This is a genomic window from Nautilia lithotrophica (genome assembly GCF_054656815.1).
Genome location: NZ_BAAHXN010000004.1, coordinates 28,911 through 52,024, shown reverse-complemented (window position 1 = coordinate 52,024; position 23,114 = coordinate 28,911). Strand labels below are relative to the sequence as shown.

24 protein-coding genes and 4 tRNA genes are annotated in these 23,114 nt (G+C 32.7%); 15 read left to right on the top strand and 13 right to left on the bottom strand.

What is annotated here, in order from left to right:
• Both ACYQ19_RS08400 and topA read right to left on the bottom strand, forming a co-directional pair.
• Positions 1-525, bottom strand: a complete 525-nt coding sequence (locus tag ACYQ19_RS08400; RefSeq protein WP_459978977.1) for a YfcE family phosphodiesterase — start codon at positions 523-525, stop codon at positions 1-3.
• Positions 526-548: 23 nt separating this feature from the next.
• The gene (gene topA, locus ACYQ19_RS08395) at positions 549-2,729 is read right to left on the bottom strand and encodes a type I DNA topoisomerase (RefSeq protein WP_459978976.1); all 2,181 of its coding nucleotides are present in this window, start codon (positions 2,727-2,729) and stop codon (positions 549-551) included.
• Between the two features lie 102 nt (positions 2,730-2,831).
• On the opposite strand from topA, the gene ACYQ19_RS08390 reads away from it, so the two are divergent.
• Both ACYQ19_RS08390 and ACYQ19_RS08385 read left to right on the top strand, forming a co-directional pair.
• Positions 2,832-3,587, top strand: coding sequence for a DUF996 domain-containing protein (locus tag ACYQ19_RS08390; protein WP_459978975.1), 756 nt, complete (start codon positions 2,832-2,834; stop codon positions 3,585-3,587).
• A 118-nt stretch (positions 3,588-3,705) separates the two neighbouring features.
• The gene (locus ACYQ19_RS08385; RefSeq protein ID WP_459978974.1) at positions 3,706-5,685 is read left to right on the top strand and encodes an EAL domain-containing protein; all 1,980 of its coding nucleotides are present in this window, start codon (positions 3,706-3,708) and stop codon (positions 5,683-5,685) included.
• On the opposite strand, the gene nspC is transcribed toward ACYQ19_RS08385, so the two are convergent.
• The 6 genes from nspC to ACYQ19_RS08355 form a co-directional block, all read right to left on the bottom strand.
• Positions 5,666-6,781 carry a carboxynorspermidine decarboxylase gene (nspC, locus tag ACYQ19_RS08380; protein WP_459978973.1) on the bottom strand — a complete coding sequence of 372 codons (1,116 nt, stop codon included), beginning with the start codon at positions 6,779-6,781 and terminating at the stop codon, positions 5,666-5,668. The genes ACYQ19_RS08385 and nspC overlap by 20 nt on opposite strands.
• A 158-nt stretch (positions 6,782-6,939) precedes the next feature.
• Positions 6,940-7,389, bottom strand: coding sequence for a DUF1931 family protein (locus ACYQ19_RS08375; RefSeq protein WP_459978972.1), 450 nt, complete (start codon positions 7,387-7,389; stop codon positions 6,940-6,942).
• Between the two features lie 77 nt (positions 7,390-7,466).
• Positions 7,467-7,988 (bottom strand): hypothetical protein, encoded by a 522-nt coding sequence (locus ACYQ19_RS08370; protein ID WP_459978971.1) that lies wholly within the window; start codon positions 7,986-7,988, stop codon positions 7,467-7,469.
• A gap of 26 nt (positions 7,989-8,014) precedes the next feature.
• Positions 8,015-9,202, bottom strand: coding sequence for a molybdopterin molybdotransferase MoeA (locus tag ACYQ19_RS08365; RefSeq protein ID WP_459978970.1), 1,188 nt, complete (start codon positions 9,200-9,202; stop codon positions 8,015-8,017).
• A gap of 16 nt (positions 9,203-9,218) precedes the next feature.
• On the bottom strand, positions 9,219-9,653 hold the full coding sequence (locus tag ACYQ19_RS08360) for a molybdopterin synthase catalytic subunit (RefSeq protein WP_459978969.1): 435 nt from the start codon (positions 9,651-9,653) through the stop codon (positions 9,219-9,221).
• 61 nt (positions 9,654-9,714) lie between these two features.
• Positions 9,715-9,936 carry a MoaD/ThiS family protein gene (locus tag ACYQ19_RS08355; RefSeq protein WP_459978968.1) on the bottom strand — a complete coding sequence of 74 codons (222 nt, stop codon included), beginning with the start codon at positions 9,934-9,936 and terminating at the stop codon, positions 9,715-9,717.
• 67 nt (positions 9,937-10,003) lie between these two features.
• Between ACYQ19_RS08355 and ACYQ19_RS08350 the strand changes: the two genes are divergently transcribed.
• The gene (locus ACYQ19_RS08350) at positions 10,004-10,627 is read left to right on the top strand and encodes an MqnA/MqnD/SBP family protein (protein WP_459978967.1); all 624 of its coding nucleotides are present in this window, start codon (positions 10,004-10,006) and stop codon (positions 10,625-10,627) included.
• Entirely contained in the window at positions 10,624-10,938 is a 315-nt protein-coding gene (locus ACYQ19_RS08345) for a cupin domain-containing protein (RefSeq protein WP_459978966.1), read from the top strand. The genes ACYQ19_RS08350 and ACYQ19_RS08345 overlap by 4 nt, the downstream gene beginning before the upstream one ends.
• Here ACYQ19_RS08345 and aroC read toward each other — a convergent pair.
• The 4 genes from aroC to rnhA form a co-directional block, all read right to left on the bottom strand.
• Positions 10,932-12,005 carry a chorismate synthase gene (gene aroC / locus ACYQ19_RS08340; RefSeq protein WP_459978965.1) on the bottom strand — a complete coding sequence of 358 codons (1,074 nt, stop codon included), beginning with the start codon at positions 12,003-12,005 and terminating at the stop codon, positions 10,932-10,934. The two genes, ACYQ19_RS08345 and aroC, sit on opposite strands and share 7 nt — an antisense overlap.
• 69 nt (positions 12,006-12,074) lie before the next feature.
• Positions 12,075-12,755: a ribonuclease III gene (gene rnc / locus ACYQ19_RS08335; protein ID WP_459978964.1), complete on the bottom strand. Its 681-nt coding sequence runs from the start codon at positions 12,753-12,755 to the stop codon at positions 12,075-12,077.
• A complete protein-coding gene (locus ACYQ19_RS08330; RefSeq protein WP_459978963.1) occupies positions 12,742-13,521 on the bottom strand; it encodes an HDOD domain-containing protein in 780 nt (259 codons plus the stop codon). The genes rnc and ACYQ19_RS08330 overlap by 14 nt, the downstream gene beginning before the upstream one ends.
• On the bottom strand, positions 13,521-13,943 hold the full coding sequence (gene rnhA / locus ACYQ19_RS08325; RefSeq protein WP_459978962.1) for a ribonuclease HI: 423 nt from the start codon (positions 13,941-13,943) through the stop codon (positions 13,521-13,523). The genes ACYQ19_RS08330 and rnhA overlap by 1 nt, the downstream gene beginning before the upstream one ends.
• Before the next feature lie 113 nt (positions 13,944-14,056).
• Here rnhA and ACYQ19_RS08320 point away from each other — a divergent pair, with 113 nt between their 5' ends.
• From ACYQ19_RS08320 to ACYQ19_RS08270, 11 genes are all read left to right on the top strand, one after another.
• Positions 14,057-14,443, top strand: a complete 387-nt coding sequence (locus ACYQ19_RS08320; RefSeq protein WP_459978961.1) for a class II SORL domain-containing protein — start codon at positions 14,057-14,059, stop codon at positions 14,441-14,443.
• 179 nt (positions 14,444-14,622) lie between these two features.
• On the top strand, positions 14,623-14,853 hold the full coding sequence (locus ACYQ19_RS08315) for a DUF4492 domain-containing protein (RefSeq protein WP_459978960.1): 231 nt from the start codon (positions 14,623-14,625) through the stop codon (positions 14,851-14,853).
• Position 14,854: 1 nt separating this feature from the next.
• Positions 14,855-16,429, top strand: a complete 1,575-nt coding sequence (locus ACYQ19_RS08310) for a cytochrome ubiquinol oxidase subunit I (RefSeq protein WP_459978959.1) — start codon at positions 14,855-14,857, stop codon at positions 16,427-16,429.
• On the top strand, positions 16,429-17,625 hold the full coding sequence (locus tag ACYQ19_RS08305; RefSeq protein ID WP_459978958.1) for a cytochrome d ubiquinol oxidase subunit II: 1,197 nt from the start codon (positions 16,429-16,431) through the stop codon (positions 17,623-17,625). Before ACYQ19_RS08310 ends, ACYQ19_RS08305 begins: the two co-directional genes overlap by 1 nt.
• A gap of 9 nt (positions 17,626-17,634) precedes the next feature.
• Positions 17,635-17,847 carry a hypothetical protein gene (locus ACYQ19_RS08300; RefSeq protein ID WP_459978957.1) on the top strand — a complete coding sequence of 71 codons (213 nt, stop codon included), beginning with the start codon at positions 17,635-17,637 and terminating at the stop codon, positions 17,845-17,847.
• 121 nt (positions 17,848-17,968) lie between these two features.
• The gene (gene pckA, locus ACYQ19_RS08295; protein WP_459978956.1) at positions 17,969-19,546 is read left to right on the top strand and encodes a phosphoenolpyruvate carboxykinase (ATP); all 1,578 of its coding nucleotides are present in this window, start codon (positions 17,969-17,971) and stop codon (positions 19,544-19,546) included.
• 99 nt (positions 19,547-19,645) lie between these two features.
• A tRNA-Gly gene (locus ACYQ19_RS08290) sits at positions 19,646-19,722 on the top strand.
• Between the two features lie 27 nt (positions 19,723-19,749).
• Positions 19,750-19,824, top strand: a tRNA-Cys gene (locus ACYQ19_RS08285).
• A 47-nt stretch (positions 19,825-19,871) separates the two neighbouring features.
• A tRNA-Leu gene (locus ACYQ19_RS08280) sits at positions 19,872-19,959 on the top strand.
• Between the two features lie 35 nt (positions 19,960-19,994).
• Positions 19,995-20,084 (top strand) — tRNA-Ser (locus ACYQ19_RS08275).
• Between the two features lie 63 nt (positions 20,085-20,147).
• Positions 20,148-21,188, top strand: coding sequence for a GGDEF domain-containing protein (locus tag ACYQ19_RS08270; RefSeq protein WP_459978955.1), 1,041 nt, complete (start codon positions 20,148-20,150; stop codon positions 21,186-21,188).
• On the opposite strand, the gene ACYQ19_RS08265 is transcribed toward ACYQ19_RS08270, so the two are convergent.
• Positions 21,189-23,105, bottom strand: coding sequence for a fibronectin type III domain-containing protein (locus ACYQ19_RS08265; RefSeq protein WP_459978954.1), 1,917 nt, complete (start codon positions 23,103-23,105; stop codon positions 21,189-21,191).
• Between the last annotated feature and the right edge of the window lie 9 nt (positions 23,106-23,114).

Below are 23,114 nucleotides of genomic sequence, written 5' to 3'. Positions count from 1 at the left end.
TTAAACCTTTGGCAAGATAAACTCTTTTACCTTTGTTTTCCATTCACTTGTTTTAATTTTTCTATAAAATAGTGTAACTATATATTTTCCTTCACTGACATCAAGCGTCATACATGTTGAAAATCCGTGATCCCTTGCACACACTTCACCCGGGTTTAAAATTAGATTTTTACCATTAAATGTAATGTCAACATCATGCGTATGTCCGTAAACGATTATATCCGTATCCAAAGGAAACATATATTTCGGATAATGCATCAGTTTCCATGTTTTACCCGCAAGTTTAAAATAATGTGGTTCTGTAGTTAGATTATACTTATCAATTACTTTATAAAGGTGAAAATCATTGTTTCCTAAAACCGCAGCATATCTTATCTTTGATGCTTCAAGATATTCTAAAACTTCCTCTTCCACTATATCCCCAGCATGCAAAATAAACTCAACACCTTCGTTTAAAAGCAAATCAATGGCCTTTTTGGCTCTGCCGGCCTTTCTATGTGTATCGGACATTATTCCTATTTTCAAATTTCATCCTTAATTTGTCACTTTTAATTTTTATCAACTCTGTGTTTACATTTAATACATTCATATATATCTTTTTTTCTATATGTTCTCTCTGCCATTAAATATCCACACTCAGGACACTTTTTATTAACCGGTCTGTATTTTGATATAAAATTACATTTAGGATAATTTGCGCATCCGTAAAATTCGCCCCTTCTTGATTTTCTTTTTACTATATCCCCGCCGCACTCAGGACACTTCACATCTTCTAAAACCTCCGGTTCATTTAAAGGTTTAGTATTCTTGCATTCCGGATAATTACTGCACGCAAGAAATTCTCCCGATTTTCCTCTTTTTATAATCATGTCGGCACCGCATTTGTCACATTTAACATCGGCTTTTTTTTCTTCTTTCTCTTCAATAGGGCGTGTGTATTTACATTTCGGATATGCACTGCAAGCTATAAACTCACCAAACCTTCCTTTTCTGATAACAAGCGGTGCCCCGCATAAAGGGCATGTTTCGTCAATAGGTTTAGCGATTTTTTGAGAAGGAATCTCTTTATATCCTTTATTTACAAGTTCCATAAACGGATTGTAAAATTCCTTTAAAACCTCCTGCCAGTCTTTTTTGGCTTCCGCTACCTCATCAAGCATCTCTTCCATATTGGCCGTAAAGTTTGCATCCACAATATCCGGAAAATGTTTTTCAAGCGTTTCTATTACGCTGAATGCAATTTCTGTCGGGTGCAGTTTTTTATCTTTTACCTCTACATAATTTCTGTTTTGCAAAAGGGTAATTGTCGGCGCATAAGTCGAAGGTCTTCCTATACCTAACGATTCCAGTTTTTTAATAAGACTGGCTTCCGTGTATCTTTCAGGCGGCTTTGTAAAATGCTGGGTGGCTTTAATCTCTTCGGGTTTTAGGGTTTCGCCTTTTTTAAATTCCGGAAGCAAAGTATTTGCACTAGGTTTTCCGTAAACTTTGTAAAATCCGTCGAATACAAGTTTTCTTCCGCTGATTTTAAATTCGCCTTTATCGTTTGAGATGTAAATATTTTGGGTTTCAAATTTAGCGTCTTTCATTTGGGACGCAAGAAATCTGTTAAAAATCAAAGTATAAAGTTTAAGCTCATCCGGTTTTAGATAGTTTTTTAAATCATCCGGGGTAAGTCTTACGTCAACAGGTCTTATCGCTTCGTGCGCTTCCTGAGCACCCTGAGATTTTGTCTGATATGTTTTTGGCTGTGCATACTCTTCGCCGATATGCTGTTTTATAAATTCAATTGCCGCGCTTTGAGCCTCTTTTGCTATATTTAAACTATCCGTTCTCATATATGTGATAATACCCGTCTCACCTACGGGTGTTTTTACACCTTCATAAAGTTTCTGGGCGATCTGCATAGTTTTTCTCGGGCTAAACCCAAGTTCGCTACTGGCAACCTGCTGAAGTGTTGAAGTCATAAAAGGTGCGGGGGATTTAACGGTTGTGGTTTTTGTTTCAATTTCCCTTACAACATATTCGAGAGGTTTTAATTCATTTACTATTTTTTGGGCTTCATCTTTTGTTTTAATGTCAAATTTATCAAGTTTTTTTCCGTTATATTTTACTAAAGAACCTTCAACTTTCTTAAAAATTCCTTCAATACTCCAGTATTCCTGAGGTTTAAACGCCCTAATTTCCCTTTCCCTGTCAACCACAAGTTTAAGGGCAGCACTTTGAACCCTTCCGGCACTAAGACCCTTTTGAATTTTTTTATTAAGAAGAGGTGAAAGTTTATATCCTACTATTCTGTCAAGAAGTCTTCTTGCCTGCTGAGCGTTTACCCTGTTGATATCGATAGTCCTTGGGTTTTCAAGTGCTTTTTTTATAGCAGTTTTCGTAATTTCATGAAAAACAATTCTTGGAAGATCTTCCGGTTTTTTACCTATTACGTGGGCTATATGATAACCTATAGCTTCCCCTTCTCGGTCTTCATCCGTAGCAATATAGATGGTTTTTGCTTTTTTTGCTTTTTCTTTTAATTCTTTGGCTATTGGCTGATGGTCACTTGTTACTCTGTATTGCGGAATAAATTTATCTTCTTCTATTTTTATTCCAAAAGACGTTTTAGGCAAATCTCTTATATGCCCTTTACTTGCAACAACTTCATAATCTTTTCCCAAAAAGTTTTTTATCGTTCTCGCTTTTGCCGGAGATTCCACTATTATTAAATTTTTAGCCAAAACATATGCCTTTTTTTGGCGGTATTATACCAAAGATAAATTATAAGCAAATTTTTAATATTGCTTTAATTTTGATATCATTAATAAAAAAAAGGAGAAAAAATGAAGGGGGAAATTATTCATATCACTGAAACTGAAGGAATAATACTTACTGATGAGGGAAAAAGATATAAATTCACTTTAAGCGAATGGAAATCAGAAGAAAAACCTTCAAAAGGTGACATTGTAGATTTTATTGAAAACGGCGAATTTGCAAACGAAGTCATATTGTTAAAATCCAAACATTTAAACATGCCCGATATTTCTGCAGTTACGGATATATTAAATAGCGATGACCTAAAATCCATAAAATTGCTGGGTGGAATTGGGTCAGTTTGTCTATTTTTTACATGGATTCCATATTTGGGATTTTTATTTGCAATTGCCGGACTTATACTTTTGACAATTGCAATAAAAAAACTTTCAGACAAAAATAAAGAAGAAAATATCTTTAAAAACTGGCTTATCGCATTAATTATAAGTCTATTAAGTTATGTAATGACTATATTCATTACTGGCGCCACTATCGGAATAGCTGCATCATTAACGGATGAAAATACGGCTATGGCAGCATTCGGAATAGGAACAATTCTTTTATTCATCTTTATTGTTGCAATTCAAATCGTATTGGGAATAATGTATAAAAAAGTTTTTTCCGCTATTGGAGTTGTTACAAACGAAAAATTATTTAATACAGCCGCAAATTTCTTTTTCTGGGGAGGTATTTTATATATAGTTATTATTGGCGCATTTTTATTTTTTATAGGGTGGATTTTGGTAACAATTGCGTTTTTTACACTAAAAACGGAAAAATCTTAAAATTTTTAAAAATCATTTAAATATCAGTTTTTTAAGATACGATATGTATTAGTTTTAATTTTAAATATTGCACTTGCAACATTTGATATAATTCAAAAAAATTTTAAAGGTTTAACATTTGAAATTTCTTTTAAATAAAAGAATAGTAGCATTTATAATTACTTTGCAAGAAGCATTTGTAGCAGTTATTCCTTTTATAATTTTTACAGCTTTTTTATTATTACTAAAAATATTTATGGATTATTTTCATTTAAATTTCATTCCTCGCAATATATTAGATGACTTTACAAAAGTAGTAACTTCTTTTACATCAGTAATTGCTACAATTTCAATTGCTTTTTTTATAGCCAAAAGAATTAAAATATCAGAAATAATAGCTATTTTTTTATCAATTATTCTATTTTTATCGATTACAATTTATGAAAATCCTGAATTTCCATTAATTTTACCTTATGGGTTTACTATTGCAACTATATTTGCACCGATTTTTGGAACATACTTTTTGAAACTCTTTTACCCTAAATTAAGTTTACATATAAATATATCTGACGGAAATTATCATATTTATAGATTCTTTAATTATATTTTTGTATTTTTCGCGGCTTATTTTGCAACAATGACTATTTATATTTCCATAGATGCAATAATGGATATTGTTATTGATAAATTCAATCCTTTATCTCTTGATTTACCTAATATTATTATATTAGCCATTAGAGACATTTTAGTTCAATTATTCTGGTTTGTGGGAATTCATGGAGAACATATGGTCAGTGCCCTTTTTGGAAAAGAGATATTATTTAAACAGATGTTACCAAATTTAACATACGGAGAGTTTCACAGAATATTTATCAATATAGGCGGTGCCGGAATAGGACTTAGTTTATTAATTGCTCTATTATTATATGCTAAAAATGAAACGGTAAAAACCATCGCTAAAATATCTTCGCCTTTTGTTATTTTCAATATAAACGATATTATAATATTTTTAATAATTGTATTTAATAGATTTTTATTTATACCTTTTGTTTTTTTGCCTATATTAAATTTAATTTTAGCTTACATATTCATTAATGCAGTGCCATTACATTTTACAACTTATAATGTAATATGGTCAACGCCAGTATTTGTTGATGGTTATTTGAAAACCAATTCTTTGGTAGTTCCACTTTTTCAGGTAGTTTTAATCACAATCGATACGCTTGTTTATTCTTATTTCATTAAAAAATATTTTGAAATTCAATCGTTAGAGAGAAAAAAACACATATTACAAAATAACCTTGAAATTACAGATGAATTAAGGGCTAAAAAAGACATTAAAGCATTTTTGGCAAACCAAGAACTAATAGAAGCAAATACAAAATTAAATGAACTTATAAATGATTTAAACCAAGATAATTTAATGATTTATTACCAGCCAAAAATTGATATAAAAAACAATAAAGCACAAAAATTTGAAGCTTTGATTAGATATAACGATAACGGACAAATAAGAGGGCCTTTCTTTTTGGATATTATAGAAAAATCTGGTTTGGCACCTATTATCGATATTTGGGTTTGTAAACAGATTAAAAAAGATCTTTTACAATGGCAAAAAGAACATTTTTTCCCACAAATAAGCATAAACCTGCATCCAGACACATTGAAAAGCACTGATGCAATAAATAAAATTATCGGTATGTTTAAAGAAGAAAATATTATATTTGAAATAATAGAAAGAAGTTTTATAGATGAAAGAGCTAAAGAAAATATCAACAGGCTAGTTGAAAACAATTATTTAATATCAATAGACGATTTTGGAGTGGGATATTCTTCTTTAGAAACATTAATTAAGCATAAATTTGATGAACTAAAACTTGATAAAACGCTTATTGATGAAATAGAGACAAAAAAAGGTTTTTTGGTTTGTCAAAACACCGTGCATTTATGTAAAGATTTAAATATAAAAGTCGTAGCAGAAGGGGTTGAAAACAAATTTCAATTAAACAGCTTAAAATTTATGGATGTTGATTATATCCAGGGATATTACTTTTCACCTGCCCTGCCTTTTGAAAAAGTAAAAAAATTTAGTGAGGAATTTAACTTAAACGATTTTTAAAATCCTCATAATGAAATTCTCTTGCCTTGTATATTGAGCCGTCTTTTCTTTTTATAATAATATCCGGGAGTTTAATTCCATTGAATGCGGTATTTTTAACCATTGTATAAATCGCCATATCTTCAAATATAATCTTATCACCTATTTCCAAAGGTTTATCAAAGCTATAATCCCCTATTACATCACCTGCCAGACATGTAACCCCGCCGAGTCTGTAAGTGTATTTTTTCTCATTCGGTTCCCCAGCACCTCTTACCACGGGTCTGTAAGGCATTGCAAGGACATCCGGCATATGAGCTTCTGCAGATGTGTCAAGTATGGCTATTTTCATCCCGTTATCTATAATATCAAGCACTTCAGCTACAAGATAACCAGCATTAAGCCCCACCGCTTCGCCAGGTTCAAGATATACGTCTTTGATATTAGGATATCTGTTTCTAAATTCTTTAATCATTTTAATTAAATTATCTACATTATACCCTTCTCTTGTAATATGATGTCCGCCGCCGAAATTTACCCATTCCATATCTTTAAGATATTCCCCATACAGCTTTTCAAATCCTTCAAGCGTTCTCTCAAGTGCATCGTCAAGCTGCTCGCAAAGCGCATGAAAGTGAAGTCCGCTTACATTCCCAAGCTTATCTGCCCTGAAATTCGCTTTTGGAATTCCAAGACGGCTAAACGGCGCGCATGGATCGTATAAAGGCACGGGCGAACTTGAAACACCCGGATTTACTCTAAGACCTATTAAAGACTTAGATTTCACTCTATTTTCAAATCTTTCAAGCTGGTTAAAACTATTAAATACAACCGTATGCGAAATATCTGCAACCTCATCAATCTCATCTTCTTTGAAAGCAGGGCAGTAAGTATGCACTTCCCAAGGTTTCATATTAGCGAGTTTCGCTTCCCAAAGACCGCTCGCAGTAGCTCCTGCTAAATATTTTTCAAGCAAGTCAAAAGTGGACCATGTAGCATAACCCTTTAAAGCTACCAAGATTTTACAATTAGCTTCTTTTTGAACCTTATCTAAAACTTTGAGGTTTTTTTCAAGCAGATTTTCTTCAATAACATATGCAGGGGTTTTAATATCCATTATCAGCCTTTTTAATGAAATTATACTAAAAGCATAATCAAAGCAATATAATTTACCATAAATTTAAAAGTGCCTGACACCAAATTATTCTCAATTCTCAATTCAATAACTAGTATTTGTCACTTTTAGAATTATTTAAGAAATTAAAAAAGACCTGATTATAAAGTCAGGTCTAAAATCTTGCTTGTTCTTTCTATATCTTCAACACTTGGTTTTTTATCAGCCCCTACATGTTTTAATACTCTAGCCACAATAAGCATTAATGCACCTATATATTCAGGCAGCATCTCTTCAAGTTCTTTTGAAATAGGATATTTCAAAGGCGGAATCTGTTCCAAATATAAAAGCACATCTTTAAGGTCTACTTCTTCTTCAAGTTTTTTAAACTCTCTGATACTTTCTTCAAAACCTTTTGTTAACGGCATATCCGCAGGCATAATAATATCTCTTCCGTTAAATCCGGTTTTCTCCACTGCCACTAATAATAAATCATGAAATTTTTTTTCTACAATATCGATAATTCTGTCAGCTTTCGATTTATCTAGTTCTAAACTTGCCGCTTTTTTAAAAACAGCTTCAATTTTTTTAAATCCAACTACTCTTGACATTTCCCTCTCCTTAAGTTTTTTATAATTATATAATTTAATCTAAAAAATGTCAAGTAAATTGAGCCATAATAACTAAATTAAAATGTAAAGCCTACACCTACATACAAACTGCTATCATAATTATGATCAAACCTTATATCTCTATAGCCAATAAAAACTTCTCCATTCTCTATAAATTGTGTTCCGGTTTCAACTTTAAATTTCATATATTTATCCGCCTCATCAAAACTTAAAATTTTTGGTGCATATTCAAACTCTCCCCTAACAAACACAGGAATCGAAAATTGCTGAATATATCCTGAAGCACCCAACCCTACAGGTAATGCAGAGTTTTTTGAAGTATGAACGAAATCAACAAACAATGAAAATTTCACAGGAATATCAATGCCAATAGCCTGACCTTCACTTTTTACACCTGCATAAAAAAAGTTTGATTTATCTGAATGGATTAGATACCCACCTCTTACATAAAAAGGCTGTTCGTAAGTAACTTTAGCCTGTCCCTCAATCATAATAGTATCATTTGTGATTTGTAAATTTGCAAAATTACCTGCAAATAATCCGCATGCCGCAAATAAACTTAAAATTAATTTTTTCATTAATTCTCCTTTTTTCAAAATTATATCTAATAAACCAAAACTTTTACTTTCTCGCCTGCATTTAAAGAATACAGCCCTTCATCGAGCATCATTAAAGCATTGTTGTTTATTAAATTTGTTAATATTCCGCTACTGCCCTGTTTTTTCCCTCTAGTATCAACTATATATTCCCCATTTTCAAAATTAATATTTACAGCCACAAACTGGGTTTTTTTAAACTTTTTAATAAAATCGTCTCTGAGCTTTGCTTCAATTATTTTCAAAGATTTTTTATTTTCAAAAGCATCCGCAATAGGCACTACATACAATAAAAACGTAACAAAACTGCTATAAGGAAATCCCGGAAGAGAAACAATATATTTCTCCCCTGCGCGGGCTATCATAATCCATTGTCCAGGTTTTATATTTACGCCATGAAAAAGAACTTCAAATTCACCGGTAATCTCTTTTACAAAATCAAAATCCCCTACACTAACCCCACCGGTTGTTACAACAATATTGCTGTTTAAAAGAGCGGAAGTTATTTTATTTTTTATAGTTACTTTATTATCACCTGCAATTCCCAAATTATGGGTTTCATATCCCAAACTTTTACCAAGTGCGGTAAGAGTGTAATTGTTTGAGCTTCTAATCTGTCCCATTTTATATTCTTCATCTAAATCGACTACTTCTTCACCCGTAGCAAGGACTGATATTACCGGTTTTTTAACGACATCCACAACCGGAATTCCAAGTGAAGCCAATACACCTATTTCACCGGCCTTAATCAGTGTGCCTTTTTTAAGAAGAGTTTCGCCTTTTTTAAAATCTTCGCCAACCGGTCTTACTGAAAAACCTCTTTCAACTTTTTCTTTAATTATCAATTTATCCCCATCAACTTCAACATTTTCAATAGGCACAAGTGTATCGCTATTTTGTGGCATAAAACTTCCTGTATATGTTTTAACCGCTTCACCATCATTGATTTTATCATATTCAAAACTACCTGCGGGATTTCTTCCTATTATTCTGATTTCTTTATCTATATCTTCATATCGTATGGCATATCCGTCCATTGAAGCGGTAGGCATATACGGATTATCGTATTTTGCTTTAATATCTTCGGCTAACACTCTATTTAAGGCATTTTCCAAAAAAAGCCTCTCACTTGCTTTTACGCTCGGAAGATTTTCATTTAAAATTTTTATAGATTCGTCAAAACTAATATGCGCCATTATTTCTCCTTAATTTTCACTTTTCACTTAATATCCCAGCTCCAGGAAGCTCTTTTGCCCTGTCTTTTGCAAACACTCTTTTCCCGTTAATTAAATCATATTTCCAAATAGGCGCGTTTGCCTTAAAATCTTCTACAAACTCTTCTAAGTATTTAAAGCCTTCTCGTCTGTGTTTTGTAAAAATTGCACATAAAAAGCTGGTTTCACCAACCATTACATCACCAAAACTATGCGCCATTGTTATTTTGCAGTCATCTAAATTTTGCCACTTTTTAAACCACTCATTAAGCATAGGAAGGTATAAATCAAAACTTAACCCCTCAATTCCGTTATCAGGTCTTACTATACCGATAAACGGAATCATTGCACCATATCCTTCAAGCTTAAACTCCTCATACCACCTTTCAAGAGTTGGTATAACCGGAACTCCGCCTTTAAAAACTTCTAACATAACATCTCCTTACAATATTTCTTACAACTTTAAACTTGGAACCTGGAACTTGACGGCTTTATTAACCTCCACAAACAGGTGGAAGTATTGCCACTCTATCACCATCATTTAGTTTCACGTCAAGAGAAGCCACAAGCTTATCATTAACTGCAACAGCTGAATTTTCCAGCCAATCTTTTAAAGTTTCATCTTCCGATAAAACTTCTTTTAATTCCTTTAAACTACTTACATCTATCTCCATATTTTCTTTATTAATCGGTCCTAAAAATTCGACTTTCACCATAAAAACTCCTTATTTTGACATATCAACTTCGATTTATATGATAAAATAATATCCAAAAAAGGCTGATATGCTTATAGGTCATATTGATTATTTAAACCTTTTGCCATTTTATCAATTTTTAAAAAAAAATGGCATAAAAATAAAGAAATCATATCCATCAAAAGTAAATGTATGGTTTGAAAAAGGTTTAATAGACGCTGCATTTATATCTTCTATCAAAGCCAAAAACAGAAAATGTTTAAATGCTGGAATCGCTGCAAACAAAAAAGTTAAAACTGTTTTGGTATGTCCGGGGGAAGGAGAAGATTATGAATCAGCGACATCGAATGTTTTAGCTAAAATTTTGAAAACAAAAGGTAAAGTTGTAATTGGTGACAAAGCATTTAAAGAAAAACACTGCATAGATTTAGCCGAACTATGGTATGAACATTATAAATTACCTTTTGTATTCGCTCTGTTTTGCACAAACAAAAATCATGAAAAATATAAAAAATTGATACATAAATTTTTAAACCAAAAACAGAAAATTCCTTATAGCGTTCTTAAAAAATATGCCAAAAAAACCGGTATTTCAACCAAAGAAGCCAAAGATTACCTTGATAATATTATTTACTATAAAATAGGATGGAAAGAGAAAAGGGCTCTTAAAAAGTTTTGGGAAAAAGCGAAGAAAGTAAAAAGCGTAAAATGAAAAATGAAAAGTCCAATTTATTTGAAATAGAGAATTTACCAAGTATTGATAGTGAAACTTTTGAAATTCTACTAAAACATAAAAACGTAGAAATAAAAAAAATAATCTCAAACACCCTAAAAACCCCTCAAACTTTTTGCCAAAAAGAAGATGAATTTGTCGTGCTTTTAAAAGGATGTGCCAAAATAGAAATAAACGGGGAAATTAAAAAACTAAAAGCAGGCGACTGGCTTTTTATTCCGGCAAACACACCGCACACTTTAATAAAAACCAAAAAAACGGCCATATGGCTTGCAATACATATTTATTGATAAATCTTTTTAATATAATCTATTCTTCTTGTCATATTAAGCATTAACATATCCGCAATTACACACGCAGCCATTGCTTCTACTACAACACTTCCCCTAACAGCCACAATCGGATCGTGTCTTCCTTTTAGATCAACTTCCACCTCGTTGCCGTAAATGTCAATTGATTTTTGCTTTTTAAAAATAGAAGGTGTTGGTTTAAAATATATTTCAGCTTCAACGCTCTCTCCGTTACTTATACCACCGAGTATTCCCCCTGAATTGTTACTTAAAAAGCCTTCTTTTGTAATTTCATCATTATTTTCATATCCTGTAAGCTCATGTGCTTTTCTGTTACCTATATATATACCTTTTACGGCGTTTATACTCACCATAGCACTTGCCAAAACATTATCAAGCTTATAATAAATCGGCTCACCTAAACCAACCGGTAAATGATCTATTTTAAGTTTCACTATACCGCCTAAAGAGTTATGCTCGCTTCTTTTTTCATCAATAAGATCTATCCATTTCTGTTCGGCTTTTTCATCAAGGGCAAAAAGAGGTGATTTTTTTGCATATTCGTAGTTTTCTTTTTCTGCTCTTACCCCACCAATTTCAATAACACCGGCTTTAATATCAATATTCAGCTCTTTTAAAAGCATTTTTGCAACTGCACCCGCTGCAACCCTTGCGGCGGTTTCACGGGCGGAACTTCTGCCACCTCCCCTGTAATCTCTAATTCCGTATTTATGAAAGTATGTAAAGTCAGCATGTCCTGGACGGAAAATATCCTTTATATTTGAATAGTCCTTGCTTTTTTGGTCTTTGTTAAAAATCACTATTGCTATAGGTGTTCCTGTTGTTTTCCCCTCAAAAACACCACTTAACACTTCTGCCCTATCGCTTTCTTTTCTTTGTGTGGCAAATCTGTTTTTTCCGGGTTTTCTTCTATCAAGCTCGCTTTGTAAAAATTTTTCGTCAAAATCAAGCCCCGCTGGAACTCCGTCAATGACAACCCCGATAGCTTTTCCATGCGATTCTCCAAATGTAGTAAATCTAAATATTTCACCAAAACTATTGAACATTATCTTCCTTTTTTGCCGTTTGTCATCTTTTTTCTACTTCACAACTTACCAACTTCACAACTTCTCAACTTATAAATTAAGTTCTTTTTTCAACATCTCTATAGTAAGTCTTGCACCTTCTTGCTGTGCCGTTTTTTTGCTTTTACCTTTTGCTCTTGCGTATTCTTTGTCTTGTATAAATACACCTATTTCAAACTCTTTTTTATGATCGGGACCACTTGCACTTATTAGTCTGTATTCCGGAACCACCCCAAAATGAGCTTGTGTTATTTCCTGAAGTGTAGTTTTATAATCTTTAAGCAATTCTTCAGGTGTTATTATCGGAAACTCTTCTTTTAAAAGTTTCAGTGCCACTTCTTTTGCTTTTTCAAATCCCGATTCTAAATATATTGCACCTATTACAGCCTCAAAGGCACTAGAAAGAATTGATGGCTTTTCCCTTCCGTTATTGTTTTCCTCAGCAGGTGAAAGATATAAATATTTACCAAGATTAAGTCTTTTTGCAAGTCTTGTAAAAGAGTCTTCATTAACAAGTGCGGCTCTTAACTTAGATAAAATACCTTCCTCCGCTTTAGGAAAAAGATGAAAAAGATATTCACCAACTATTAAATCCATTACAGCATCACCTAAAAATTCTAATCTTTCGTTATTTACCTCTTTTTTATAACTTCTGTGAGTGAGAGCCTCGGTTATCAATTTTTTATTCTTAAACTGATACCCCAAGCTCTTTTCGAGTTCACTGATCTGCATTCATTATCCTTTGTGTTGTTTTTGGTATCAAATCCATACATTCTGGATTAAATTCAATCAATGAATTTAAATCCATAAACTGAGGTTTGCTTACCAGGTAAAAAAATAGAAAATGTGTCAATGCGCTTATAGGATTTTTACAATCTATACACTCGCTTTTTTTTATAATTTCACATTTTTCGTCTTCTAACTCCCAAATTTTAGCAATTTCTGCGGCTATTTCAAAAAGTGTCATACCTGTCATACGCTTAAGTAAAGTTCCAAGTTCTAATGGTGCTGATTCTGTTATTAATTCAACTTCTCTTTTTTTATCGCCCAAAAGCATATCGCATACACATACCGCAACAGGAATAATTGCACCAATTTCCGGATATTTTTTATATTTCTCTTTTCCAAATTCTAAAATCATGTATTCTTCATAAACAGCTAAAAATTGCGCCTGAAAATCTTTGAAATTTATATTAAAAATATTCCACTCTTTTGGCTCAAGAAGGGAAACTATATAACTATAAACAAGGCTTTTTGCCATTTCAAGCCCTATCATCGTAAATAACTGAACCGTATCTTCTACTTTATTAGGAAGTGAAAAATAAGCAGAGTTTACAACATGTTCTATCTGTTTTTTTAAAACCAAGTCATTTTCAGCTTCCATTGCTGCTTTTCTTAAATCACCCTCTTTTAAATATTTAAGAGCTTTTGCAGCGCTTTTAGGCAAAGGTGGGACTTGTGATAGATATTTTTTAATCTCTTCTTGAGAAATAAGCATTATTTTTTCCTTTTATTCGCTTCCTCTTTTGCAATTTTATCACAAATTTCATTTTCCTTATGCCCGGAATGTCCTTTTACCCAATTTACATTTATTTTGTGCGGTTTACTTATATTAATAAACTCTCTCCATAAATCCGGGTTTTTTACATTTTTAAAATTTTTTTTAACCCACCCTTCCAACCATTCATTAATTCCTTTTAGAACATAAGTAGAATCGGAATACAACTCAATTTTACAAGGTTCTTTAAGAGCCTTAAGGGCTTCTATTACCGCTATAAGTTCCATTCTGTTATTAGTTGTATGTTCTTCACCGCCTTTTAATATTTTTTCATGTCCTTTATACCTTAAAATTGCGCACCATCCGCCCGGACCCGGATTTCCAAGAGAGCTTCCATCCGTAAAAATTTCAATTTTTTTCATTACTACCTTTTTAATATTTTTTATCAATTAAGTATTTAAGTAAAAAGATAAAATTTGTCTTTTTTAATTTTTTCTGTTATAATACCTAAAAATTTTAACAAAAGGAGGCAAAAATGCCAAAAATTAACAGATATCAAGACATTTCTCAAATCGATAAAGAAGCAAAAAAAGATTATATCGACAGACACTCACCATTTATTCATTGTGAAGACACTGCAAAAAAAGGTGAAAAATTCAAAGTAAAAGTAAAAGTTGGTAACGAATACTCACATCCAGATGATTTTGATCATTACATTGCATATGTTCAATTATGGAATGGAGAAACTCTACTTGGACAGGCTACATTTACACCTGGAACTCTTGGAAATCAAAAAGACCATGTTGAAGTTGATTTTTATATTGTTCCTACTTCTAGTAAACTTAAACTTACTGCGATGGCTTATTGCACAAAACATGGTTTATGGGAAAGTGAAGTTAAAGAAGTTTCTGTATCAGAATAAAAGATATCTTTCTCTTAAATTGCCCTTTTTTAGGGCTTTCTGACAAAAATCTTACATAAATTAAAACAAATGAATGTTCATATGTATAAAAAGACTATTTTTCTATTAAATATAGATTAAAATTTATTGACACCCCCATTTTTTTGATATATAATTTCCGTAGCCTCGAAGGAGGGCTTATGATTAAACGCATTCTGTTTTTTTACATTGACGGTTTTAAAAACATGTCAAGCGTCGGTCAAAAACTTTGGCTGATTATCATTATTAAGTTGGTGGTGATTTTTGTGGTTTTAAAAGTGTTTTTCTTCCCTACAATTAGTTCAAAAGTAAAAGGGGAAGAAGCACAAAAAGCACTTTATTTAAACCACTTGACAAAAGTCACGACCGACAAACAAAAAAAGGAGGAATAGCATGGTAGATTACAGCATGCTTGAGTGGGCGAGAGCCCAGTTTGCTATGACAGCACTTTTCCACTTTTTCTTCGTGCCATTTACACTTGGTATGTCGTTTATCGTAGCATTTTTTGAAACGATTTACGTAAAAACTGGAAAAGCTGAATGGAAAGAAATTACACAATTTTGGCAGTTAATTTTCGGTATTAACTTCGCAATCGGTCTATCTACAGGTATTATTCACGAATTTGAGTTCGGGACTAACTGGTCTACATACTCATGGGTTGTTGGTGACTTATTTGGAGCACCATTAGCAGTTGAAGGTATTGTTGCATTCTTCCTTGAAGCAACATTTGCGGCTATCGCATTCTTCGGATGGAAAAGAGTTAGCAAAGGTGTTCACTTAACATCATCATGGTTACTTGCTATTGGTTCAAACCTTTCAGCACTTTGGATTCTTATTGCAAACGGATTTATGCAACATCCAAGTAGTGAATTCTATAAATACAACATTGACAATGCAAGACTTGAAATGACAAACTTCTTTTCAATGATTACACAGCCTGTTGCACAGGTAAAATTCTTACACGTTGTAAGTAGTGCATATACTCTTGCAGCCGTATTTGTTTTAGGTATTTCATCTCTATATTTACTTAGAGGAAAACATAAAGATTTCGCGAAAAAATCTGCAACAGTTGCAGCAGCTTTCGGTTTAGTAGCTTCAATCTTTACAGCTGTAATAGGTGACGAGCACGCTTATGAAGTTGCAAATACGCAACCTACTAAAATTGCAGCAGCTGAAGGTTTAATTGTTGGTGAAAAAGGTGCACCTATCGTAGCTATTGGTATTCCTAAAACAGTTGATCCAAGAAATACTAACAGCAATGATGAAGCATTCGCATTCAAAATTGAATTACCAAGTATGTTATCGTTACTTGGAAAAAGAGATGCAAACGCATTTGTTCCTGGTCTAAAAGACTTAGTAAACGGAAATCCTGAATATGGTATTTGGTCATTTGATAAACTTCATGAAGAAGGTGCAAAAGCTATTGAAGCACTTAAAGCTTACCATCAAGCAAAAGCTAATAATGATAAAGCAGGAATGGAAGCAGCAAAAGCTGAATTCTATAAAGTTGTAGCAGATGTAAATGGAGTAAAAGTTACAAGAGCAGACTTAATGGGTTATGGATACTTAACAGATCCTACTAAATTATATCCACCAGTTGCACCTGTATTCTATTCATTCCATATCATGGTTGCACTTGGATTCTGGTTCATTTTATTATTCATCTTAGCTTATGTATCAATTTTAAAAGGAACTTTCGAAAACAATACTCTTGTTCAAAAACTTGCAGTTCTATCTGTTCCACTTCCATGGATTGGAACAAGTTTCGGATGGATGACTGCAGAAATCGGAAGACAACCTTGGACTGTATTTGGTGTGTTACCAACAAGCGAATCAGTAACACCAATTGCACTGCAAAATGTTCAAGCAACATTTTTCTTATTCTTAACAGCTTTCGTAATCCTTGGTATTGCAGAGCTTAAAATCCTATTTACGGTCGTTAAAAACGGACCAAAAGGAGCGCACTAATGACTTGGGCACCAATTACAGTGGACGCAACACATTTTTATCTACAAGTTTATTGGTGGATAATTGTTGCGGTTCTAGGAGGACTATTCTTATTCATGACATTTGTTCAAGGTGGACAAACACTATTCCATGTTGCACAAAATGAAACAGAAGAGAGAGGTATATTAAACTCTCTTGGTAGAAAATGGGAACTTACATTTACAACATTAGTAATGTTTGGTGGTGCATTATACGCAGCATTCCCACTATTTTATTCTGTATCATTCGGTGGGGCTTATTGGGTATGGATGTTAATTCTTTTCGCATTCGTTCTTCAAGCGGTATCTTATGAATATATGAACAGAACTGGTAACCTTATCGGAAAAGGTGCATACAAATTTTTCTTATATTTCAATGGGGTTGTAGGTATCGTTTTAATCGGTGCGGCAGTTGGAACATTCTTTACAGGTTCAAACTTTACATATGATCCTGCAACAAGAATTCTTGAGTGGGGAACTGCTAAAGATGGATTTAATCTAAGAGGTCTTGAAGCTGCAATTGATTTTGGACATGGTGCATGGTTCAACCTAGCTATGGGTGTTTTAGTATTCGCGGTAGCTAGAATTCTTGGAGCTTTATGGTTAATTAACGACTTAGATGAAACTGACTTTGCTGATGTAGTAGCAAGACTTAGAGCAGTAATTAAAAGATGTTTTGTTGTATTACTTGTAGCTTTAGTAATCGTTCTTTACGGACTAATTACCTTAAAAGGTTATGCATACGACATTCATGATCCAAAAGGAACTGTTTCATTAGTTGCAGGGAAATATTTACAAAACCTATTAGCATTCGGTGCTATTCAGTTAATCGTATTTTTAGTAGGTGTTGTTCTATTCGTTCTTGGTGTATTCCAAAGCGGATTCGGTAGTTCAAGAAAAGGTATCTGGGCTGCAGGTTTAGGAACAGTTCTTATCGGAATTATCGTATTTACATTAGCTGGTTTAAACGGAACTGCGTTTTATCCAAGCTATGCTGACTTACAAAGCAGCTTAACAATTCAAAACGCATCAGGTTCAAAATATACACTAATGGTTATGGCATGGGTTAGTGTTGCTGTTCCTTTTGTTTTAGGATACATTATGTATGTTTGGTATCAAATGAAAAAAGCTGGTCCTATTACAAAAGAAGAAATCTTAACAGACGACCATGCATATTAAGGAGTGGATATGAGAAAATTTTTAGCATTAATAACACTATTTCTTGGAAGCTTCCTTTTCGCTTCTGAGAAACTATTGCCAAATGGTATTACACCAGAAGCACAACATATTAATACAACTTGGGGACTGATTCTATTCTTTATGTGGCCGATTTTAATCATCGTTGCATATAAATTCGTAGAATTCACTCTTAAAAAAACGGGGATTGAAGAAGATTTATAATCTTCCCCTTTTTTCTTACTACATTACTCTTCTTACAAATTAATTTCACTTTCAACTATTTGTGTTGCTATTTTTTTGCTATAATTTTATTCCATACAACCACATTTATTAGGAGAACTTTATGATAAAAGAATTGGACAAGATTGGTATTAAAGCAAACAAGATAATACACAATCCAAGTTATGATAAAATCATTGAAGACACGCTTAAAAAAGGTGAAGTAGAGTTAACTGCAAGCGGTGCTACGGCTGTTGATACTGGCGAGTTTACGGGTAGAAGTCCCAAAGATAAATATTTTGTTAAACAACATCCAAGTGATCAATACATAGCATGGGGTGATATAAATCAACCAATCTCTCTTGATACTTTCAAAAAACTTGAAGCTTTCACTAAAGAAGAACTTTCAAAAAAAGATGAATTATATGTTGTTGACGTTTTTGTTGGTGCTTCTAAAGAAAGTAGAAGAGGTATAAGATTTGTTACACCAATAGCATGGCAAGCTCATTTTGTTATGAATATGTTTATATTACCAACAGAAGAAGAACTTAAAAGCTTTAAACCTGATTTTACTTTCTTAGTTGCAGGAAAAGCAAGATATCCTGAATGGGAAAAAGAAGGTCTTAATAGTGATATTTTTGTAGCTTTTAATATAGAAGAAAACTTAGCGGTAATGAGCGGAACAATGTATGGCGGCGAAATGAAAAAAGGTATATTTACTATGATGAATTATTGGCTGCCACTTGAAGGTAAACTTTCTATGCACTGCTCTGCAAATGTTGGGGAAAAAGGTGATGTTGCATTATTTTTCGGACTTTCCGGAACAGGTAAAACAACTTTATCAACTGATCCAAAAAGAAAACTTATAGGTGATGACGAACACGGATGGGATGATAAGGGAGTATTTAACTTCGAGGGTGGATGTTACGCAAAAGTAATCAATCTTGATAAAGACAGCGAACCTGAAATTTACGGAGCAATAAAAAGAGGCGCTTTACTTGAAAATGTTGTAATTAAAGACAATGGCGAAGTTGATTATACTGACGGAAGCAAAACGGAAAACACAAGAGTTTCATATCCTATTGAACATATTGAAAATCATGAATGCACACTTCAGGGAGGACATCCTAAAAATATAATATTTTTAAGTGCAGATGCATTTGGAGTGTTACCACCTGTTTCAAAACTTACTAAAGAGCAGGCAATGTATTATTTCTTAAGCGGATACACTGCTAAAGTTGCAGGAACTGAGAGAGGAATTACTGAGCCCGTTGCTACATTTAGTGCATGTTTTGGTGAACCTTTCTTACCTCTTCATCCAACAGTTTATGCAAAACTTTTAGGTGAAAAAATTGACAAACATGAAGTAAATGTTTATCTTGTAAATACCGGTTGGACAGGTGGACCATATGGTGTTGGGCATAGAATGAGTATTAAAGACACTAGAGCGTGTATTAACGCAATTCTTGACGGGAGTATTAACGATGCAGAATTTGAAACACTCCCTGTATTTGAACTCCAAATCCCAAAAGAACTTCCTGGAGTAAATACAGAAGTATTAAATCCGAGAAACACTTGGGAAGATAAGGACGCATATGATAATCAACTTAAAAAACTTGCAAGTATGTTTGTTGAAAATTTCAAAAGATACGAAGACGTCCCAGAAGGTGTAGAATACGAAAAAGCCGGTCCTAAATTATAATAAACATATTTTATATTCTTTTTCCTCTCTTTTTTATTCTTTTAAGATTAAAACTATTGCATTTTATTTAGTTTTTTTATATAATTTTAGTCCTTAAATGCGGGCTTAGCTCAGCTGGCTAGAGCGCCACCTTGCCAAGGTGGAGGTCGCGGGTTCGAATCCCGTAGCCCGCTCCAGTAAATTTAAAGCTTTAAATTTACTATGGCGCCATAGCCAAGTGGCTAAGGCAGGGGCCTGCAAAGCCCTGATCCCCGGTTCGAATCCGGGTGGCGCCTCCATTTTAAGCTTATTTTAAGATTTATTTGATAAACTTTCACTTCACAAAGCCCGGGTGGCGGAATTGGTAGACGCAAGGGACTTAAAATCCCTCGGGAGCTTTTCCCGTGCCGGTTCGAGTCCGGCCCCGGGCACCATCCACTTAAAAAAACTTAAGCTTAAGTTTTAAAATGGAGAGGTGGGTGAGTGGTTGAAACCGGCGGCCTTGAAAGCCGTTGAGGTCGCAAGGCCTCCGCGGGTTCGAATCCCGCCCTCTCCGCCACTTATCTTCTTCTAATCAGTGTCTGTCACTTTTAATATTTTCCAATTTTGCTATAATATTTATATGGATAATAAAATTATTGGTTTAGATGAATTTAAATACAATGTAACTAAAATAAGTCTGTTTTTAGCTATTATCATTGCATTTGTTTTTTTTGTTTTAAGACTTTTAAATATTATTCCAAGACCTACTTTAGCAACTTTTAATACAACTACATTATTGTTTTTTTTAATAATTATGTATATTGCTTTAATAAAATTTAAAGAGAAACTTTACACTATCCAGATTATTACTTATTTCGTAATTGTTACATTCATATCTTTACAGACTGTCGTAGCAAAATACAATATATTTTTACCTGTGTGGATAGATTTTACAATACTTACAGCTTATATTGCTACAAACAGAAAAATCGCAATTATTATATCTTTATATGGACTCATTAGTTTATTTGTTATTAAAATATTCAATTTATATGCGATTGATACATTTTCTTTTATGACGTTAATTATGAGTTTAATTGCTTTTTCTATTCTGGGATTTTTAATTTCAATCCAATTAGATAAATATGCACAGGAAAATTTAGAAAAAAGCAAAAGACTTGAACAATTGGCTTTAATAGACGAATTAACACAAATATTTAACAGAAGAGCATTTTTTAAAATAGCACAAAAACTTTTAATGCAAGCAAAAAGAGAAGACAAAAATCTCACGATTATTATGTTAGATATTGATCATTTCAAAACAATTAATGATACTTACGGACATAAAGCTGGTGATTTAGTTTTAAAAGAATTCGTTTCAAAAATTAAACAAATTATTAGGGAAAATGATCTTTTTGCAAGAATCGGCGGTGAAGAGTTTGTAATTTTATTATATGATATTGCAGAAAAAGACATTGATGTTATTTCAAATAAAATTCTAAATGAAATAAGAAATATGCAAATTATTTTTGAAAATAATATAATAAAAATTACCGTAAGTTTGGGAATTTATATTATAAATAGCCAAAACGAAGAAAACATTCAACATGCATTAATAAATGCTGATAAGGCGTTATATGTAGCCAAAAAGACTGGAAGGAATAAAGCGGTTTATTATTAATTATTTTATAACGATGTTCGTGCTTTGAGAAGCCTGCCCTTCCATCAATGAAGGCGTATTATAAACTATCTTATAACTGATTTCCCCTTTTGATGGTATGTCTGTATCAATAAAAAAATTTCCTTTTACATTAGATGCTTTTTTTAACCATATTGATTGATTTTTTTCTTTGGAATAAATGGTTATTCCTAAATTTTTAACAGGCGGATTAAATTCAATTTTTACATATTTAAAAGGCTTGTTAAAATATGTAAGTTTTGGTTTTGGGGGAATTGGTATTTCATACCTATATGTTTTTACTAAATATTTTTGACTTAATTTACTTTTTTCTTTAGTTTTTGAAACCGCCTGAAGGGCATACCAATATGTTTTTCCATATAAAATATCAGTGTCAAAAAAACTTTTTTCTTTCGGATTAACTTCGGCTACCGGTTTACCTTTTACATCATCAATTAATCCCCTGTAAACAATAATCTTATTGGGTTTTTGTCCTGTATTTGAAACTTCAAAATCTATAATTATTTTACCTTTTTTAAAAGTTATTTTGTTTATATCCGGCGCATATACAGGTAAATGCCCCGGCAGCTTTACTTGAACGGCTTTTGAAGGCTCGGATTTATTACCGCTCATATTTATGCTAATTAATCTGTAAAATACTGCTCCGGCCGCATTATAAGCAAATATATCATCATAATAATTATCTTTAACAGGTATATCGTTTAACGCCACCCATTTTTCATACCCTTCATATTTTTTTTCTATTATATATCCTAATATATCTCCTTTAACTTTTTGCCATGTGAGTTTTACCATGTTAGGATACACTTTTGCTTTTAAATAACCCGCTTTTTGAGGTGTTTTATCCGATGAAACAACCACATTTGCCAAGTTTGAGGGTTTTCCGATTTTACCTTTTAAATTTACGCTTCTTATTCTGTAAATATAACTTACCCCTTCTTTAGCCGTTTTATCTACATAAGCAGAAACATTTCTTGTTAAAGGCTCTTTCGTAAGTAAAGTAAAAAATCCTTCCGCCCACTCTCCCCTTTCTATAATATATCCGTATACCAGTGGATTAACAGATGGTTTCCAGGTTAACTTCACACCTTTGTTAATAGGAATTGCTTTCAACTCGGAAGGTGGTATTAAAGCCTTTTTATCCGGATGATAAATTGATATAAAAGCCGGCTTGGAAATTCTATTAAAGATATCAATCCCTTCCACTTTATATGTTACTTTTTTTTCTAAGGGTGCATACACATCTGTGTATAAGGCTCTTTTTTTATCCCATTTTATACCTGTAACCAAAAAAGGTTTAGTTAAAAGCCTCCATGTGTTGTCTGGTTTTTTTCTGTAAATTTTATATGCAAAAGGGGCATTCTCTTTATTTTTAGGAGGATTCCAAAAAAGAGAAATTCCTTTTTTAGTGTTTTTAGCCGTTAAATGAACAGGTTTTGTGGGTAAAGGAGTTGCTTTATAAGCATCAATCGGCTTACTTTTTATTATAATATCTCTTGACCCCTTTACTTTTAAAATATACTCACATTTACCGATTTTTTTCACATTCAACATTGCTGCCAATCCGTCCTTAACAGCCAAATCAAAGTCCATAAAAATTTTAAAAAGTTCTATGTTTAATGCATTTTGGTTTTTTTGATCCATTTTTGAATTCTTTAAAAGTTTGATGAAATAAATCATTTTTTTAGAAAAGGCTATTTTTTTAACTTCTTTATTATCACACAATAAAACCCATCCTTTTTCAGACCAGTATCTTGGGGGAACATACCATCTGAATCTCAATGTTCCTTTTCCATCAGAAACCACATTTAATGTGCGGTATTTTTCAGGAATGGAAGAAGTTGCAAAAAGAAAATTCACTAAAAAAAGTATCACAAATATTTTATTTATTTTTTTCATAATTGCCCT